Consider the following 15,988-nt stretch of genomic DNA (forward strand, 5'->3'; position numbering starts at 1 on the left):
ATGGCAAATGCCTCCGCCGGCCGCTACGCCTCGACCGAGCGCGCAGTGCCAATTGATGTGGACGCTGGCCCGCAGTCTAGAGAATGCGATCCAGCTTCTTGTTGATGTGCAAATTGGGCATCAATCCCGCACTCTGGGCAGCATGATAGGACTCTCGCGCCGCATCGAACGAGATCGACCACATAATGGCGCTCAGCAGGAGCGCGATAATATAGATCTGAATACGCATCGAACCGGCGATACGGACAGAGCAAGGCGGTTTTGTGTCAAAACATGGCCGGTCAAGCAACGGAAAGCCGTGGCCGCCTGTTTTGCAACCGTCCGACGCCAGACATATCAGCATCGCGAAAATTAGCGATAGTACGCTTCCCTGTTGGCAGCCGGACCGAGGCTTGGTTTCCCTTCTCACCCCGAGAACCCTGAGAGGTCCGTCCCCGCAGCCTCTTTGCCTTTGCTTATGCCCGAATATGGAAATCGATCGAGATCGGCCCGTCACAGGACGCGACTCTACGGCCTGCATGCGAAAAATAATCAATCGATTGACTTATTTCTTTTTCCATGTTACACAATCTTCATGAGCAAGGAAAAGGCCAACCCACCACCAGCCTCGGCACGTGCCGATGTAGCGCGCCAGAAGATGCTTTCCGCCGCCCTCGACGTCTTTGGCCGCTATGGCTTCGACGGCGCATCGACCCGTCAGCTGACCGAGGCGGCCGGCGTCAACCTGCAAGCCATCCCTTATTATTTCGGCAGCAAGGAAGGCCTCTACATCGCCACCGCCGAGTATCTGATGTCCCGCATCGACACCCATGTCGGCGAGATGAGGGCGCGCATCGGCGCGCATCTGCTGGCCCTGGATGCCGCAGGCAAGGCGCTTGGCGAAGCCGAAGCCCGGCGCTTTCTGACGGACGTTCTCCAGACCATGGTGACGCTTTTCGTCGGCAAGGAATCCGAATCCTGGGCACGCTTTCTGATCCGCGAGCAGATGGAACCGACAGAAGCCTTCACGAGGGTCTACCAAGGCATCATGCGGCCGATGATCGAGATCGGCCGGCGGCTGATCGCCGCCATCCTTGGAGAGGACCCCGGATCGGAACATGTGCGCCTGCGCACCTTCAGCCTTCTCGGCAGCATCCTCGTCTTTCGCGTCACTCATGCTGCCGTGCTTGCCCAGATGGGATGGGAGGTGGTCGGCCCGGAGCAGGTGCAAATCTTGCGCGGGCTCGCCGCCGAGCTGGTCGACGCCATCGGCCCGTCGAAAGGAGGTGCGGCATGAAGCGCATTCTTCCGCTGGCCATCATTCTCCTCATCGCAGCAGGCGCCGCCGCCTGGTGGTACGGTCTGCCGGAAAAGTTCGGCTGGCTCCCCGAGACCCGCCGCGAATTCGTGCTCTATGGCAATGTCGACATCCGCCAAGTATCGCTCGGCTTCCGTGTCAGCGGACGTCTCTCCGAACTCCGCGTCGACGAGGGCGACGTCGTCAAGAGCGGGGCGGTTCTGGCCAAGCTCGACGCCACGCCCAATGAACTTGCCGTCCGTTCGGCGGAGGCCAATGCGGCCGCACTTCGGGCCACGCTCGACAAGCTGAAGGCAGGCCCGCGGCCGACCGAGATTGCCCAGGCGCGCGCCGCCTATGATGAAAGCCTCGCCGATCTGCAGAATGCCAACCTCGCCTATGACCGCGCCCGCCAGCTTCGCCCGCAAGGCACCATTTCCGAGGCGAGCCTCGATCAGGCGACCGCCGCAAAGGCGATGGCCGCCGCCCGCTCACAGTCGGCCAGGGAAGCTCTGAAGCTGTTGCAGGAAGGCTCGCGCAACGAGGATATCGCCGCCGCCGACGCGCAGCTGAAGGCAGCGGAGGCGACACTGGCTTCGGCCCGCACCTCGCTTGCCGATACCGAGCTTCGCGCCCCGAACGACGGCGTCATCCTCTCGCGTGTGCGGGAAAATGGCGCGATCGTCTCACCGGCCGATACCGTCTTCGTCCTCTCCCTGACCGAGCCGGTCTGGGTGCGCAGCTACGTCGCCGAGCCCGATCTCGGCCGCCTCCATCCCGGCATGAAGGTTTCCGTTGCCTCCGATACGGCGCCCGACAAACCTTATGAAGGCACGATCGGCTTCATCTCGCCGGTCGCCGAGTTCACCCCGAAATCGGTGGAGACGCCGGAACTCAGGACCGATCTCGTCTACCGCCTGAGGATCGTCATCGACAAGCCCGGCCCGGATCTGCGCCAGGGCATGCCGGTCACCGTCCGCCTTTCCACGCCTGCGGCAGGCGGGCGATGACCGCCCCCCAGACAGGTTGGGACGACAAGCCGCTCGTCCGGATCGACGCCGTCACCAAATGCTTCGGCGACGCTCCCCCTGCGCTCGATGCCGTTTCCGGCACAATCGTCGGCGGCGCGATCACCGGCCTGGTCGGCCCTGACGGCGCCGGCAAGACGACGCTGATCCGCCTGATGACAGGCCTGATGCTGCCGGATGCGGGCACGGTGGAGGTTCTCGGCTTCGATACCAGGAAGAATGCCGCCGGCATCCAGGCGGCGATCGGCTACATGCCGCAGCGCTTCGGCCTCTATGAAGACCTCTCGGTGCAGGAGAATTTGGATCTCTATGCCGATTTGCGCGGCCTGCCGAAGAGCGAGCGGGCGGGCGCCTTCGACGAGTTGCTGACCTTCACCGACCTCAAACGCTTCACCGGCCGGCTGGCCGGCAAACTCTCCGGCGGCATGAAGCAGAAGCTCGGCCTTGCCTGCGCGCTTCTGAAAAAGCCGCGCCTGCTGCTGCTCGACGAGCCGGGCGTCGGCGTCGATCCGATTTCGCGCCGCGACCTCTGGAAGATGGTCGAGAACCTGACGAAAGAGGGCATCGGCGTTCTCTGGTCGACCGCTTATCTCGACGAAGCGGAAGCCTGCGACCATGTTCTGCTCTTGAACCAGGGCAAGCTGCTCTTTTCGGGAAAACCGATGGAGATGACCGAACGCGTCGACAACCGGGTCTTCCGGGTCTCGGGCGTCACGGGACGCCGGCGGCAGGTGCTTGCCGAATTGCTGCAGGCCGATGGCGTCGTTGACGGCGTGATCCAGGGTGAGGCGATCCGCCTGGTGGCGGCCAGGGACAAGAAGCCCGATATCGACAAGGCCGGCGACGGCGCATCGCTTGCTCCTGCCCCGCCCCGCTTCGAGGACGCTTTCGTCGATATGCTGGGCGGCGGCCCCGGTGGCCGCTCCCGGCTCGCCGAGGCGCAGGCGCCGCTCACGGCCGAGGGCGACAGGCCGGTGATCGAGGCCAGGGGCCTGACCAAGCGCTTCGGCGATTTCACCGCCGCCGACGATATCAGCTTCGATATCCGCCGCGGCGAGATCTTCGGCCTGCTCGGCCCGAACGGTGCCGGCAAATCCACCACCTTCAAAATGCTCTGCGGCCTGTTGAAGCCGACTGGCGGCGAAGGCCGCGTCGCCGGTTTCGATCTTCGTCGCGATGCCGGAAAAGCCCGCAACCAGCTCGGCTACATGGCGCAGAAATTCTCGCTCTATGGCGATCTGACGGTCATGCAGAACCTCGAATTCTTCGCCGGCGTCTATGGCCTTCGCGGCCAGCGCCGGCGCGAACGCATCCAACTGATGGCCGATATCTTCGATTTCGACCGCCACGCTCGCGAGCCCGCCAAGGACCTGCCGCTCGGCCTGAAGCAGCGCCTGGCGCTCGCCTGCGCCGTCATGCACGAGCCGCGCGCCCTCTTCCTGGACGAACCGACCTCCGGCGTCGATCCGATCACCCGGCGCGAGTTCTGGACGCACATCAACGGATTGGTGGAAAAGGGCGTTACCGTGCTCGTCACCACCCATTTCATGGACGAGGCGGAATATTGCGACCGCATTTCGCTGATCTACCGCGGCCGCTCGATCGCACTCGGCTCCCCCGATGAATTGAAGGCCCGCGTCGCGACCAAGGAGCAGCCGGACCCGACGATGGAAGACGCCTTCATTGCGCTCGTCCAGCAATCGGAAGCGGAGGATGCGGCATGAGCGCCTCCTCCGGCCGGCTTCGGCGTCTTTTTGCCCTGGTACGCAAGGAGAGCTTTCAGGCGATCCGTGATCCGAGCAGCATCCTCATCGCCTTCGTGCTGCCGCTGATCCTGCTCTTCCTCTTCGGCTACGGCGTCTCGCTCGATACCACCCGCACCCGCATCGGCCTCGTGATCGAGGAGATGACGCCGCTGACGCAGGATCTCTCGGCGAGCTTCCAGGCGTCACGCTATTTCGATGTGGCTGTCGGCCGCGACCGGCGCCTCTTCGAAGAAGATCTCGTGCTCGGCAAGGTGCGCGGCATCGTCGTCATCCCGGCCGATTTCACGACGGATTACACCGCCGGCAATCATCCCGCCATCCAGGTGACCGTCGACGGCTCCGACCCGAACACGGCAAACTTCGTCCAGAATTATGCGCAGGGCGCCGTCGCCAACTGGGAGCAGCAGCGGCAGGCGGACGTCGCCTCCCATAGTCCTGCGATCTCGGTCGAGCAGCGTTTCTGGTTCAATCCCGAGCTCACCAGCCGCAATTTCCTCGTGCCCGGTTCGATCGCCATCGTCATGACGCTGGTCGGTACGCTTCTGACCTCGCTCGTCGTCGCCCGCGAATGGGAGCGCGGCACGATGGAGGCGATGATGGCGACGCCGGTAACGGCGGTCGAACTGCTCGCCGGCAAGATCCTCCCCTATTTCCTGCTCGGCCTCACCTCGATGACACTCTGCGTACTGCTTGCGGTCTTTCTCTTCGGCGTGCCGTTCCGCGGCTCCGTCGCCGCGCTCTACGCGCTTTCGGCCGCTTTCCTGATCCCGGCGCTCGGCCAGGGTCTTTTAATCTCGACGGCGACCAAGAACCAGTTCCTCGCCTCGCAGCTGGCGCTGATCTCCGCCTTCCTGCCGGCCTTCCTGCTGTCGGGCTTCCTGTTCGAGATCAACTCCATGCCCCAAGTGATCCAGTGGATCACCTTCATCGTGCCGGCGCGTTATCTGATCCCCAGCCTGCAGACGGTGTTCCTCGCCGGCGACATCTGGCCGATGTTCGCAAAGGCGATCGCCGTCATGCTGGCGATCGGCGCCATCATGTTCGTGCTGGCGGCGCGCAGCACCAGAAAGAGGATCGGCTGAGATGGGATGGACGAGGCTCTACGCGCTCATCGTCAAGGAACTGCTCGCCGTGCTGCGCGACCCCAAGGGCCGCGCCATCCTGATCGGCCCGCCGATCGTCCAGCTTCTGGTCTTTTCCTATGCCGCCACACTCGAGGTGCGTAACGTCGACGTCATGATCCTCAACCGCGACAGCGGCCATTGGGGCCAAGAACTGATCGAGCGCATCGATGGCGCGCCGACCTTCCGCCATATCGAGATCGCCGCCAACCAGAGCGAAGTCCGCGTGGCGATCGATAACCAGACGGTGATCGCGGCCGTCGAGATCGGCCCGGATTTCTCGCGCAATATCGAGGCGGGAGCCCCGGCCGACCTGCAGATGGTGCTCGACGGCCGCCGCTCCAACGCCTCGCAGATCGTCGCAGGCTACCTCTCGCAGATCAGCGGCACCCTTGCCGCCGAAACGCCGGCAGGCAAGCGCGCCGGCGCCGGCATGGTGTCATCGGTGGCGCGCAACTGGTTCAACCCGAACCTGACCTACCAATGGTTCATGGTGCCGAACCTCATCGCCAGCATCGCGCTTCTGATCGGCCTGATCGTGACCGCTCTCTCCATTGCCCGCGAGCGTGAACTCGGCACTTTCGACCAGCTGATGGTCTCGCCGCTGCGAATGCACGAGATCCTGATCGGCAAGCTGATCCCGCCGATGATGATCGGCCTCTTCCATATCACCGTCTATATTCTGGCCGCCGTCTTTCTCTTCGAAGTGCCGCTGCGCGGCTCGCTCTTCCTGCTTTACGGCAGTGCGGTCTTCTATCTCGGCTCGGTCGCCGGCCTCGGCCTCTTCATCTCGGCGCTGTCGATGACGCAACAGCAGGCGATCCTCGGCGCGTTCCTGTTCATGGTGCCGGCCATGCTGCTTTCGGGCTTCGCAACGCCGATCGAGAACATGCCGGGCTGGCTGCAGCCGATAACCTTCATCAACCCGCTGCGCTATTTCCTGGTAATCGTCAAAGGCGTCTTCCTCAAGGACATCCCCTTGAGCGAGGTGATAAACCAGACGATCCCGCTGGCGCTGATCGCCGTCGTCACCCTCAGCGCCGCCGCCTGGCTCTTCCGCCGTCGCCTGGAATGAGGCGATTTGAGCCGCCTCACAGAATGTGAACCGGGCTTCCAAAGCGTGAATCTCCTGCCGGAACATCGGCCGGGGCGGCGTCGTTACCCAGACGCAACCCCAGCAAAGGAGAAGCAAAATGTACAAGATTCTACTTGTCTCCGGCGCCCTTGCGCTTTCGTCTTTCGCCACCAATGCGCTTGCTGATGGCGCTGTCACCGGTGCCGCCGGCGGCGCCATCACGGGCGCCATCGTCGGCGGCCCCGTGGGTGCTGCCGTTGGCGGCATTGCCGGCGGTGTCGCCGGCGCCGTCGTCGATCCGCCGCCGCGCGAGGTCGTCACCTATGTCCAGCAGCAGCCCGCCCCGACTGCCAGCGTGGTGGTTCAGGAACCGATCGTGGTCGGCAAGCCGCTCCCGGCCGATGTCGTCGTCACCCCGGTGCCCGATAACCCGAAATACGCCTACACGGTCATCAACAATCAGCATGTGATCGTCGAACCCCGCACGCACCGCGTCGTGCAGGTCATCGAATAATCAAGCAGCCGGTGCCGCCTGTTGCGGCTCGGCAACCTTCGGCCCCGCTTCGGCGGGGCCGCTTTTCGGGCGCTTGCACGTCATCGCCGAAGCTTCCTCTGCGTATCATTATCGATGCTTCAAGCCCTGTAGGCGATGAGCACCGCGCCTCCCGCAATCATGACGATGCCGAGCCAATTCGGCAGCGTCAGGCGTTCTCCGAGGAAAAGCACCGCAAAGACGGCCACGAAGACGACGGATAGTTTGTCGATCGGCGCCACACGCGCGGCGTCGCCGAGCTTCAAAGCCCGGAAATAGCAGATCCAGGAGGCGCCAGTGGCAAGGCCGGAGAGCACAAGGAAGAGCCAGGTCCTGCCCGACACCGAAGATGGCTCCTGCCAATTGCCGGTCACATAGATCATCATTCCCGCCGCCAGCAGGATGACGATGGTGCGAATGAAGGTCGCGAAATCGGAATTCACGTTCTCGACGCCGACCTTGGCGAAAATCGCCGTGAGTGCTGCGAAGCCGGCGGAAAGAAGCGCCCAAAGCGGCCAGCTCGTGAGAAGGCTTTTCATGCGGCTGCCCTCGCCCGTTACACCTGTCGGTGTTAAACCTACCATAGGCTGGAAAAACCAGACGGCAGAATAGCTTACGAAGATCTCAGGCAGGGAACCGCTGACGACGCTCGCATCGCAAGCGGTTCCCTATCTGGATCAGACCTTCAGCTCGCGCCGCTCGCGCTCGGTCTCCATGGCAAGGTCGAGCACCTTCTGCAGGTTGGCGGCGTGGCGGAAATTCGGGTCGGGCTGGATGCCGCTTGCCACCGCCTCGGCAAAACGCTGATAGTTTGTCGGCACTGGCGGCACCTCGATCTCCTTCCACGTCGCCGTCTCGACATCGTCGCCGAGGCAGCCGCGCAATTCGGATCCGGCCGGACGATGGATGACCTCGAGGCTACCCCTTTCGCCATAGATGCGCAGCTTCAGCTCGTTCAGATGGCCCGTCGCCCAGCGGCTGGCATGGATGACGCCGAGCGCGCCGTTAGCGAAATCGACCGACATGGTGAAGCTGTCATTGGCGTCGAGCATATACTCGCCGATCTGGCCGCCCGGCGCCTTGTTGAAGGTCTTCAGCCGCGCAAAGACATGGTCAATGTCGGTCGCCGCACCATAGGCGGCGAAATCGAGAATGTGGATGCCGACATCGCCGAGCACGCCATTTGAGCCGTGGCCGGTGGAAAGACGCCACAGCCAGGTCGATTCCGTGCGCCAGTCGCCCCAGGCGCGCGAGACCAGCCAGCTCTGGAGGTAGGAGGCCTCCACATGCTTGATCGTGCCGAGTTCGCCCGATAGCACCATCTCGCGGGCGCGCTGCAGCGGCGCGACGTTGCGATAAGTAAGGTTCACCATGTTGATGACGCCTGCCTTTTCCGCTGCTTCGGTCATCTCCAGCGCCTTCGGATAGTTTTCCGCCAGCGGCTTCTCGCACAGCACATGTTTGCCGGCGGCGATCAGCGCCATCGTTGTCGGGTGGTGAACGCGGTCCGGCGTGATGTTGGTCGCCGCATCGAATTCGCCCCAGGCGATCGCCTGATCCAACGAAAGAAAGCGCTGTTCGATGCCGAACTTGTCGGCGAAGGCGGAAAGCCGGTCCGGATCGGTATCGACGGCGCCGACCACGGTCACGCCGTCAATTTTGCTGAAGTGGGTGAGCTGGTTTTTCGCCATCACGCCCGTGCCAAGAACGAGTAGTCGCATGAATGCTCCTCAGCGGTAACCGGCTTCGCCGGCCTGGTGCAGTCTCGGGCCGCGTTCGACGATCGGCTCCAGCGCCTTTTCTACCGGCACATTTGGAGCGTCGGTAATGGCAGTCAACGCGCCCTCAGGGTTATAGGCCCATTTGACGCCATTGATCAGCACCTTCTGGACGGTGGCGTCGTGATAGGTCGGATAGGTCTCGTGGCCGGGGCGGAAATAGAAGATGTTGCCGGCGCCGCGCCGCCAGGTCAGGCCCGAGCGGAACACTTCACCGCCCTGGAACCAGGAGATGAACACCGTTTCCAGCGGCTCCGGCACCGAGAACTGCTCGCCGTACATTTCCTCGTTTTCGAGCTCGAAATGCTCGCCGATGCCGGCGGCGATCGGATGGCGCGGATTGATCGTCCACAGCCGCTCACGCTCACCCGCCTCACGCCATTTCAGAGCGCAGGGCGTGCCCATCAGCCGTTTGAAGATTTTCGAGAAATGGCCGGAATGCAGCACCAGCAGGCCCATGCCCTCCCAGACGCGCTTGGCGACACGCTCGACGACGACGTCGGAGACCGCGCCGTGATCCTTGTGGCCCCACCAGGTCAAGACGTCGGTCTCGGCAAGGCGGGCTTCGCTCAACCCATGCTCCGGCTCCTGCAGCGTTGCCGTCGTCGCCGAGATGGCGGGATCGGCATTCAGCGCATTGGCGATCGTCGTATGCATGCCCTCGGGATAGATGCCGCGGACGATTTCATTGGTGGTCTCGTGAATATTCTCTCCCCAGACGACGGTGCGTATGGCCATGATGTGCTCCTCTGGAAGCTGGAAGTATCGAGCAGGCGGGAAAAGCAGAATTCAAAGCGCTTTGGAAAAAGGCGCTGCGTGCGCCTCGATCTCCTCCACGTCCAAGCAACACATAGCCCTTTGTCAGGAATTTGACAAAGGGGAAAATTTGTCGCGCGGGCCTCGAAGTAGGATTCTGAAATATCGCAGTGAAATCAATGCGAAACGGACTCCGAGAACAGGTTGACGACGACGACGCCCGATATGATCAGCCCGAGGCCGATGATCGCCGGCAAGTCGAGGCGCTGCTTGAAGAAGACGAGGCCGACCGAGGAAATCAGCACGATTCCCAAAGCGCTCCAAATCGCATAGGCGATGCCGACGGGAATGCTTTTCAGCGTCAGCGACAGGCAATAGAAGGCGGCCGCATAGCAGGCGACGACGAGTGCCGTGGGCCCGATGCGGGTGAACTGCTGCGACAATTGCAGCGCGGTCGTGCCGATGACTTCGAGCACGACGGCTGCAAAGAGCAGCCCGTAAATGGCGGCTTGGCTCATGGCGGCATTCCTTTTCGGATTACTTTCCGGTCAGCTCGACAAGGCGGCCGATAAGATCCCGCCTCAGAGCATCGCTGATCTCATGACTCTCCAACGTATCGGCAAACCACAGGCCGTCGGCCGCAAAGCGCACGATCTGCGCATCGAGCGAGGAATCTGTGCCGACATACTCCTCGGCCCGCGCCTGCACCCATTGGCGCCAGCGTAGGCGCAGCCGCGGTTCGGCAAGAAGCGCGATCGTCACCTGCGTCCAGCTTCGGGAATCATCGGGACGATCCTTGAGACCGGACACCGCCCTGAGATAGGCGCGGGTGAAGCGGCCTTGCGGCTGCGGATCGCCGCGCATCAGTTCCTCGATATCGGCGTCGAACTTTTCGAGCAGGCTCTCGAACAGCGCGTCGAGCAGCGCATTCTTCGTCGGGAAATGGTGCAGCAGCCCGCCCTTGCTAACGCTGGAGGCGGCAGAGACTGCATCGAGCGTGACGGCTGCCATTCCGTCGCTGGCAGCAAGCCGCGCGGCGACCTCCAGCAACTGCTGGCGCACGAGAGCTGGTTGTTTCTTGCGACGATGAGCGTTCGACATGAAATATAAAGATACCGTCCGGACGGTTTTGTCAAGGAGAAACGGCTGAACGGCTTGAGCCGCAAGCATTATGGGCGAAATGCCGCGGCACTTTGATGACAGTTGCGATCGCTTTCCGCCCCGTGCATGAAGGGTCGGGCGATGGCAATGATATCGGGGATGGTTTCGTGACGGAAAACACCACTCTATATGAAGCGATCGGCGGCGATCCCGCCGTGCGGGCGCTGACGCATCGCTTCTACGTGCTGATGGATACGCTGCCGGAGGCGAGCAACGTGCGCGCCGTTCATCCGTCGAGCCTTGAGGGCAGCGAAGAGAAATTCTACGAATATATGAGCGGCTATCTCGGCGGCCCGCCGCTCTATACCGACAAGCGCGGCCATCCGCGCCTGCGCAGCCGCCATTTCGTCGCCGAGATCGGCCCGGTCGAGCGCGACGAATGGTTGCTCTGCTTCCGCCGCGCGCTCGACGAGACGATCGCGAGCCAGGCGTTGCGCGACCTGATCTGGGCGCCGGTCGAGCGCCTTGCCTATCACATGCAGAACAAGGCCCCTGACACCGAGGAACAGCCATGAGCCTGAACGCGCGTCTGGAGCCGGTGCTCTATCTCTTTGCCGGCCTGTTCGGTGTATCAGGCGTGGCACTCGCCGCCCTTGCCGCCCATGGCGGCGGCGAGGCCAATCTCGCCGCATACGCATCCGCCATGTGCCTCGCCCACGCCCCTGCCCTGCTGGCATTGGCTCTCGGCACCGCAAGGCTCAAAACCGCCTGGCTGGCCGGTTTTCTCATGATTGTCGGAACGTTGCTCTTTGCGGGCGACCTCGTCACCCTGCGCTTTACCGGCACCGGCCTCTTCCCCTATGCCGCACCGACCGGCGGCTGGACGATGATGCTTGGCTGGCTGGCCGTCGCGGCAGGCGCCGTCTTCAGGGTTCGCTCTTAAGGGCTGGGGAAACTCAACTTCTTGTCTCTGAGGATACGTTACATCAGAGTATCCATCCGCAAATTGAGCGGCTGACGGAAGTCCGCCGCCCTCTCTTCCCTCATCCCTGTGCTCGTCACAGGGATCCAGCGCGCCCAAGTCCTTGGGCGCGTGAGACTCTCTTCAGGCCTGACGAGTCATTCACGGCGCGGACGCGCCGTGGCTGGATTCCTGTGACAAGCACAGGAATGAGGGTGGAGAACGCCAGGCGAAAACCGCCCATCAACCTATATCCCATCGACCACATTGAAGCCCTCAAACACCGGCGGTCCCTTATACATCGCCTTGCGGTCGCCGGCATTTCGGTGCGCGGCGCGAAAATTCTCGGACTTCGTCCAGTTCTGAAAATCCGCTTCGCTCTTCCAGACCGTGTGCGAGGAATAGAGCGTATAGCCCTCCTCTTCGTTGGCCTTGCCGCGCAATAGGCGGAATTCGACGAAACCGGGCACCTCGGCCAGGCTGGAATCGCGATTGCGCCAGACGGTCTCGAAATCACTCTCGCTCCCGGCTGCGACCTTGAAGCGGTTCATTGCGATATACATGAAATCTCCCTACGCCTTCCGCTTGTCCGCCCTTGCCGCAAGCGCGGGAAAGGCGAGAATATTATTGCCGTTTGCCGCCGCCGGGCCAAGTGCTCTCGTCGTCGCTTCTCCAGGCATACGCGCCTCCCAGGTCGGGAACAGCGTCACATTCTGATAGATCCGCTGGCGTTCGGCATGCTGCTGAAAAAGTTCGTAGAGTTCCGGCACGAGGCCGTCGCCGCTCTGCGCGGCGAGCTTGTGCAGGCCGATCATGGTGAAGCCGTCGGGATGCTGGTCGTTCATCGGGAATTGTCTCGTTCGTTCATCGTCTGCAGCGCACGCTCCAGGCTGGACTTGCTGCCGTTGCGCAGCGGGATGAAGGCCTTGCCGAATTTCTTGCAACCGGTCTTCACCCGCAAACAGGCATCGTGGCTGATACAGTCGATCGGGCAGAAGACGCAGTCGACCGAAGGCAGCACGGTATCGATGCGGGACACCGCTTCACGCAACCCGCCGTCGTGATGAATGAGCTCGGCGCCGAAATTGCTGCAGATCTGGCGAAGATGCGCCACCTGGCAGTCACGCCCGCCGACATAGAGGAAGCTGCGGCCATCCAGTTTGGACCGTCCGGGGGATGCCTGACTTGCGGCCTCGCCCGCGCTGTCGCGGTCCTCCCGGTTCGACCCCTTCTTGCCCTTGCGAGCCATATACCACCCGTTCGCTAGTTGATCGTCACACGATTCCTGCGTGTGCGGGTGGACCTTATTAAACTTGATTTTTGGAGTAAAGTATAAAGTTGATTAATATTATCATATTTTATCGGGCTGTGACTTGAACCGGAAAGTCGAATGTGTGCGAAGCCCCCCATCCATCAGGCAAAGCGGGAAGATTGCAGGAATTCAGGCTGCCTAGAACCGCGTTATCCACGTCGGCCATACCAGAGCCGCTAGTGATGCGCGATAAGGTGACATTTCCGTCGCTATTGACCATAACGCGAACTCTTAGGGATACCGCAGTATCCCGATATTGCGACTTCAGCCGGTCGATACAACGAGATAGGCGCGAAAAAACCTTACCCATGTAATTTGCCTGAGAAGCACCGCCAGCGCCTTCCTTGCCCCCGGATGTCCGCGAATTGTTATCGGAGTTGGCGTCGGCTTGACCGTCGGCAGCTCCTCTGCGAGATTCCTGCTTGGCATCGCCTTCCGAACCCTGTGTTTTCTTCGGCGGCTGTTTTCTGTCCACCACCTTCTTTTCTACAGGCTTCTCCAGCTTCGGCTTCTTTTGCGGAATGACCACTTCTGTCGGCGGTTCCGGCTCGGGAGAAACAGGAGCCGCCTCGACAGGCTTGATCTCTTCGGATTCGGATTGAATTGCGGCTGCCGTTGGCGGTTCGCTTGAAATCACCAGCTGTTCCGGCACCACCGTCGACATTGGCTGTGCGACGGACGTTTCGGCAGAGGTTTCCGATACGAGAACTTCCGGTTCTGCAGTCGCAACCGTCTCGGCTGACTGACGCGTAACGTCCTGTAAAGGCTGGACGATCTCGACCGGCTCTGCGTTAGCCGGCTGCACGGTTTCCGGCTGGACGACCTCCGGCTGTACTTCCGCTGTTTCGACTGGCTTAACCGTATCGGGTTCAACAGCCTCGGGGACCACTTCTTCCTGTATCGTCACTTCAGTCTCGCCGGCTGCGCTCTGATCGGCGTCGGAGCTGCCGAGCATGACCACGCTGATCGCCTCGCCCGCCTCCATCAGCGTCTCATCCGAGGGCGCAGGCATCACGGCAAACAGCGTGGCGGCCAACGCAGCATGAAAGAAGAACGAGCCGGCGCAACTCAGCGCCACCCGCCGCCGCACCGGCTTCTGCTCGTCCTCCTGCTTTTCCACCGCCGCATCCATCGGCGGTGCAGGAACCGGAGCTGCAGGCACGGTTTCCGGATGGTCGGGAAAGGAGGATATCTGCGCGAAACGCGTGTAGTGGATCACCGTTTCACCGGCCGGCTGCCGCGGCGCGTTGCGCAGTTCGGAAAGCTCATGGCCGGGATGCATGCCGGGCGTGTTGTCGTTCAGGCTGCCGCCGGCGTCCGCCTCCCCGATGAGCACCTGTCTCGATCTGGTTTTCGCTGAAATCGCCATTGTCTACGCCTCGGACAGCCTGAAACATGTCCGCCGGGGTTCATCCCCGGCGTTATCTTAGCCCTCGAAAGGAACGGAAATCTGCGAACGGGTGACGAGACCCTTCATGCATTCGCCGGCAGCCGGCCCGTCGCAGACAGGCGTGTCGTTGATCAGGATGCGGGTTACGCTCTCGCATTTGACATTCGGCATGTCGAACTGGCGCACGCGCTTCTTGCCCCGCGGCAGATCCCGGAAATCGAGAACGGTGATGCGGTCGACGGCGTTCTTGTCGTTGAAGAAGGCGAGTTCGAAGGAGACCTTGTTGATGGCGGCGGGCAGCTGGTTGAGCGCGACGAAGGTCATCATGCAGCCCTTCTGCGAGGGCGCCAGCGCGTTGAGCTCGACATTGAGAGAGGCTGCCGGCGCCGTCTCCTGTGCCTGGCATACGCTCGCAACCCCCATTACCCAGCCGGCCGCAACGGCCGCAAACCTACCCGTCATAATCTTCTCCGCCATTGTCGCCGGCCGCCGGCAGGCGGCCGCAAATCAGCAATCTCAAAAACTTGACTACGTTAGTCTCCTATTGCGTCTTTAAAAAACTATGAGTAAGAAAGTCAAGTTAATTGTCACCACACCGGGGACCACCGATCCCCGGCTTCACGGAATTGCCAACCGACATGATGGTTGAAAAGCCAGATAGCTTTAAGCATGCGCCGCTGCCCAGCGAGCCGGCGGCGCAACAGCGGATCGTCGATAGCGCGGATCTTTTCCGCGGCACGAACGAGATCGTGATCAGACACGACGGGCTGGTCTACCGCCTGAAGATCACCCGCCAGGGCAAGCTCATTCTTAATAAATAGGGCCAATAAGTAGGTAAGACATGACTGAACAGAAAAGACCGGCGCCGGCCGAAATCCGTGCGTTTCGCGCCGAAAATCCAAAGATGCGCGAGCGCGATATCGCCGCCCGGCTGAAGATTTCCGAGGCCGCCCTCGTCGCCGCCGAAACCGGCATCAGCGTGACCCGCATCGATGGCAGCGCGCTGAAGCTTCTGGAACGCGTCGCCGGCCTCGGCGAAGTGATGGCGCTGTCGCGCAACGAAAGCGCAGTGCACGAGAAGATCGGCGTCTTCGAAAACATCAAGATGGGCATGCAGAGCGCCATCGTGCTTGGCGAGAATATCGACCTGCGCATCTTCCCGAGCCGCTGGGAGCATGGCTTCGCCGTCTCCAAGAAGGATGGCGATCAGGAGCGCCTCAGCCTGCAATATTTCGACAAGGCGGGCAACGCCGTGCACAAGGTGCATCTGCGCCCGAATTCGAATGTCGAAGCCTATCATGCGATCGTCGCCGAGCTGAAGCTCGAAGTGCAGTCGCAGGAATTCGTCGAGGCCGAGATCTCGAATGCCGCCGATGACGCCGCCGACGTCAGCCGCGACGAGCTGCGCGACAACTGGAGCAAGCTTACCGATACCCATGAGTTCTTCGGCATGCTGAAGCGCCTGAAGATCGGCCGCCAGGCTGCCATCCGCAGCGTCGGCGACGACTATGCCTGGAAACTCGACAACACCGCGACGGCTGAGATGATGCATGCTTCGGTAAAGTCGGGCCTGCCGATCATGTGCTTCGTCGCCAATAACGGCATCGTCCAGATCCATTCCGGCCCGATCTTCAACGTGCAGGCCATGGGTCCGTGGATCAACATCATGGATCCGACCTTCCACCTGCATCTGCGCCAGGATCACATCGCCGAGACCTGGGCGGTGCGCAAGCCGACCAAGGATGGCCACGTGACCTCGCTGGAGGCCTACAATGCCGAGGGCGAGATGATCATCCAGTTCTTCGGCAAGCGGAAGGAAGGTTTCGACGAACGCGCCGAATGGCGCGAGATCATGGAAAACCTGCCGCGGGCAGCAAGCGTGGCCGCTTAAG

The 15,988-nt window shown here is 62.0% G+C and carries 20 protein-coding genes; 10 read left to right on the forward strand and 10 right to left on the reverse strand.

Going from position 1 to position 15,988, the window contains the following annotated elements; all coding sequences use genetic code 11:
• Positions 1 to 574 precede the first annotated feature (574 nt).
• The 6 genes from AMC88_RS16825 (at position 575) to AMC88_RS16850 (ending at position 6,780) form a co-directional block, all read left to right on the forward strand.
• The gene (locus AMC88_RS16825) at positions 575 to 1,276 is read left to right on the forward strand and encodes a CerR family C-terminal domain-containing protein (protein WP_012484926.1); all 702 of its coding nucleotides are present in this window, start codon (positions 575 to 577) and stop codon (positions 1,274 to 1,276) included.
• Complete coding sequence (gene hlyD, locus AMC88_RS16830) at positions 1,273 to 2,286, forward strand: secretion protein HlyD (RefSeq protein ID WP_012484927.1); 1,014 nt, start codon at positions 1,273 to 1,275, stop codon at positions 2,284 to 2,286. Before AMC88_RS16825 ends, hlyD begins: the two co-directional genes overlap by 4 nt.
• Positions 2,283 to 4,028 carry an ATP-binding cassette domain-containing protein gene (locus tag AMC88_RS16835; RefSeq protein ID WP_012484928.1) on the forward strand — a complete coding sequence of 582 codons (1,746 nt, stop codon included), beginning with the start codon at positions 2,283 to 2,285 and terminating at the stop codon, positions 4,026 to 4,028. Before hlyD ends, AMC88_RS16835 begins: the two co-directional genes overlap by 4 nt.
• Complete coding sequence (locus tag AMC88_RS16840; protein ID WP_012484929.1) at positions 4,025 to 5,152, forward strand: ABC transporter permease; 1,128 nt, start codon at positions 4,025 to 4,027, stop codon at positions 5,150 to 5,152. The genes AMC88_RS16835 and AMC88_RS16840 overlap by 4 nt, the downstream gene beginning before the upstream one ends.
• A gap of 1 nt (position 5,153) precedes the next feature.
• On the forward strand, positions 5,154 to 6,266 hold the full coding sequence (locus AMC88_RS16845) for an ABC transporter permease (protein WP_012484930.1): 1,113 nt from the start codon (positions 5,154 to 5,156) through the stop codon (positions 6,264 to 6,266).
• A gap of 118 nt (positions 6,267 to 6,384) precedes the next feature.
• Complete coding sequence (locus AMC88_RS16850) at positions 6,385 to 6,780, forward strand: DUF1236 domain-containing protein (RefSeq protein ID WP_012484931.1); 396 nt, start codon at positions 6,385 to 6,387, stop codon at positions 6,778 to 6,780.
• 119 nt (positions 6,781 to 6,899) lie between these two features.
• Here the strand turns inward: AMC88_RS16850 and AMC88_RS16855 are convergent, their stop codons facing one another.
• From AMC88_RS16855 to AMC88_RS16875, 5 genes are all read right to left on the reverse strand, one after another.
• Entirely contained in the window at positions 6,900 to 7,337 is a 438-nt protein-coding gene (locus AMC88_RS16855; RefSeq protein WP_010017461.1) for an EamA family transporter, read from the reverse strand.
• Positions 7,338 to 7,475: 138 nt separating this feature from the next.
• A complete protein-coding gene (locus AMC88_RS16860) occupies positions 7,476 to 8,519 on the reverse strand; it encodes a Gfo/Idh/MocA family protein (protein ID WP_016733875.1) in 1,044 nt (347 codons plus the stop codon).
• Between the two features lie 9 nt (positions 8,520 to 8,528).
• Positions 8,529 to 9,314 (reverse strand): ThuA domain-containing protein, encoded by a 786-nt coding sequence (locus AMC88_RS16865; protein ID WP_064822578.1) that lies wholly within the window; start codon positions 9,312 to 9,314, stop codon positions 8,529 to 8,531.
• Positions 9,315 to 9,508: 194 nt separating this feature from the next.
• On the reverse strand, positions 9,509 to 9,850 hold the full coding sequence (locus tag AMC88_RS16870) for a DMT family transporter (RefSeq protein ID WP_012484934.1): 342 nt from the start codon (positions 9,848 to 9,850) through the stop codon (positions 9,509 to 9,511).
• A 19-nt stretch (positions 9,851 to 9,869) separates the two neighbouring features.
• Complete coding sequence (locus AMC88_RS16875) at positions 9,870 to 10,433, reverse strand: TetR/AcrR family transcriptional regulator (protein ID WP_041683929.1); 564 nt, start codon at positions 10,431 to 10,433, stop codon at positions 9,870 to 9,872.
• A 167-nt stretch (positions 10,434 to 10,600) separates the two neighbouring features.
• On the opposite strand from AMC88_RS16875, the gene AMC88_RS16880 reads away from it, so the two are divergent.
• On the forward strand, positions 10,601 to 11,008 hold the full coding sequence (locus tag AMC88_RS16880) for a group II truncated hemoglobin (RefSeq protein ID WP_012484936.1): 408 nt from the start codon (positions 10,601 to 10,603) through the stop codon (positions 11,006 to 11,008).
• Positions 11,005 to 11,376 (forward strand): DUF423 domain-containing protein, encoded by a 372-nt coding sequence (locus AMC88_RS16885; protein WP_010018856.1) that lies wholly within the window; start codon positions 11,005 to 11,007, stop codon positions 11,374 to 11,376. Before AMC88_RS16880 ends, AMC88_RS16885 begins: the two co-directional genes overlap by 4 nt.
• 266 nt (positions 11,377 to 11,642) lie before the next feature.
• Here AMC88_RS16885 and hmuQ read toward each other — a convergent pair whose 3' ends face one another.
• From hmuQ to AMC88_RS16910, 5 genes are all read right to left on the reverse strand, one after another.
• Positions 11,643 to 11,957, reverse strand: a complete 315-nt coding sequence (gene hmuQ / locus AMC88_RS16890) for a heme-degrading protein HmuQ (RefSeq protein ID WP_012484937.1) — start codon at positions 11,955 to 11,957, stop codon at positions 11,643 to 11,645.
• Between the two features lie 9 nt (positions 11,958 to 11,966).
• The gene (locus tag AMC88_RS16895) at positions 11,967 to 12,239 is read right to left on the reverse strand and encodes a hypothetical protein (protein ID WP_012484938.1); all 273 of its coding nucleotides are present in this window, start codon (positions 12,237 to 12,239) and stop codon (positions 11,967 to 11,969) included.
• The gene (locus AMC88_RS16900; protein ID WP_012484939.1) at positions 12,236 to 12,643 is read right to left on the reverse strand and encodes a DUF2325 domain-containing protein; all 408 of its coding nucleotides are present in this window, start codon (positions 12,641 to 12,643) and stop codon (positions 12,236 to 12,238) included. The genes AMC88_RS16895 and AMC88_RS16900 overlap by 4 nt, the downstream gene beginning before the upstream one ends.
• A 109-nt stretch (positions 12,644 to 12,752) precedes the next feature.
• Positions 12,753 to 14,075 (reverse strand): TonB C-terminal domain-containing protein, encoded by a 1,323-nt coding sequence (locus AMC88_RS16905; RefSeq protein WP_064825543.1) that lies wholly within the window; start codon positions 14,073 to 14,075, stop codon positions 12,753 to 12,755.
• 57 nt (positions 14,076 to 14,132) lie between these two features.
• Positions 14,133 to 14,558: a hypothetical protein gene (locus AMC88_RS16910; protein WP_012484941.1), complete on the reverse strand. Its 426-nt coding sequence runs from the start codon at positions 14,556 to 14,558 to the stop codon at positions 14,133 to 14,135.
• Between the two features lie 176 nt (positions 14,559 to 14,734).
• On the opposite strand from AMC88_RS16910, the gene hemP reads away from it, so the two are divergent.
• Positions 14,735 to 14,917, forward strand: a complete 183-nt coding sequence (gene hemP / locus AMC88_RS16915) for a hemin uptake protein HemP (RefSeq protein ID WP_010023267.1) — start codon at positions 14,735 to 14,737, stop codon at positions 14,915 to 14,917.
• A gap of 20 nt (positions 14,918 to 14,937) precedes the next feature.
• Complete coding sequence (locus tag AMC88_RS16920) at positions 14,938 to 15,987, forward strand: hemin-degrading factor (RefSeq protein WP_010023265.1); 1,050 nt, start codon at positions 14,938 to 14,940, stop codon at positions 15,985 to 15,987.
• Position 15,988: the final 1 nt, after the last annotated feature.

The organism is Rhizobium phaseoli (assembly GCF_001664385.1).
Classification (GTDB): Bacteria; Pseudomonadota; Alphaproteobacteria; order Rhizobiales; family Rhizobiaceae; genus Rhizobium; species Rhizobium phaseoli.

Coding starts and splice junctions, on each gene's coding strand:
- AMC88_RS16825 (WP_012484926.1), top strand. CDS start 575: ATGAGCAAGGAAAAGGCCAACCCACCACCAGCCTCGGCACGTGCCGAT.
- hlyD (WP_012484927.1), top strand. CDS start 1,273: ATGAAGCGCATTCTTCCGCTGGCCATCATTCTCCTCATCGCAGCAGGC.
- AMC88_RS16835 (WP_012484928.1), top strand. CDS start 2,283: ATGACCGCCCCCCAGACAGGTTGGGACGACAAGCCGCTCGTCCGGATC.
- AMC88_RS16840 (WP_012484929.1), top strand. CDS start 4,025: ATGAGCGCCTCCTCCGGCCGGCTTCGGCGTCTTTTTGCCCTGGTACGC.
- AMC88_RS16845 (WP_012484930.1), top strand. CDS start 5,154: ATGGGATGGACGAGGCTCTACGCGCTCATCGTCAAGGAACTGCTCGCC.
- AMC88_RS16850 (WP_012484931.1), top strand. CDS start 6,385: ATGTACAAGATTCTACTTGTCTCCGGCGCCCTTGCGCTTTCGTCTTTC.
- AMC88_RS16855 (WP_010017461.1), bottom strand. CDS start 7,337: ATGAAAAGCCTTCTCACGAGCTGGCCGCTTTGGGCGCTTCTTTCCGCC.
- AMC88_RS16860 (WP_016733875.1), bottom strand. CDS start 8,519: ATGCGACTACTCGTTCTTGGCACGGGCGTGATGGCGAAAAACCAGCTC.
- AMC88_RS16865 (WP_064822578.1), bottom strand. CDS start 9,314: ATGGCCATACGCACCGTCGTCTGGGGAGAGAATATTCACGAGACCACC.
- AMC88_RS16870 (WP_012484934.1), bottom strand. CDS start 9,850: ATGAGCCAAGCCGCCATTTACGGGCTGCTCTTTGCAGCCGTCGTGCTC.
- AMC88_RS16875 (WP_041683929.1), bottom strand. CDS start 10,433: ATGTCGAACGCTCATCGTCGCAAGAAACAACCAGCTCTCGTGCGCCAG.
- AMC88_RS16885 (WP_010018856.1), top strand. CDS start 11,005: ATGAGCCTGAACGCGCGTCTGGAGCCGGTGCTCTATCTCTTTGCCGGC.
- hmuQ (WP_012484937.1), bottom strand. CDS start 11,957: ATGTATATCGCAATGAACCGCTTCAAGGTCGCAGCCGGGAGCGAGAGT.
- AMC88_RS16895 (WP_012484938.1), bottom strand. CDS start 12,239: ATGAACGACCAGCATCCCGACGGCTTCACCATGATCGGCCTGCACAAG.
- AMC88_RS16900 (WP_012484939.1), bottom strand. CDS start 12,643: ATGGCTCGCAAGGGCAAGAAGGGGTCGAACCGGGAGGACCGCGACAGC.
- AMC88_RS16905 (WP_064825543.1), bottom strand. CDS start 14,075: ATGGCGATTTCAGCGAAAACCAGATCGAGACAGGTGCTCATCGGGGAG.
- AMC88_RS16910 (WP_012484941.1), bottom strand. CDS start 14,558: ATGACGGGTAGGTTTGCGGCCGTTGCGGCCGGCTGGGTAATGGGGGTT.
- hemP (WP_010023267.1), top strand. CDS start 14,735: ATGATGGTTGAAAAGCCAGATAGCTTTAAGCATGCGCCGCTGCCCAGC.
- AMC88_RS16920 (WP_010023265.1), top strand. CDS start 14,938: ATGACTGAACAGAAAAGACCGGCGCCGGCCGAAATCCGTGCGTTTCGC.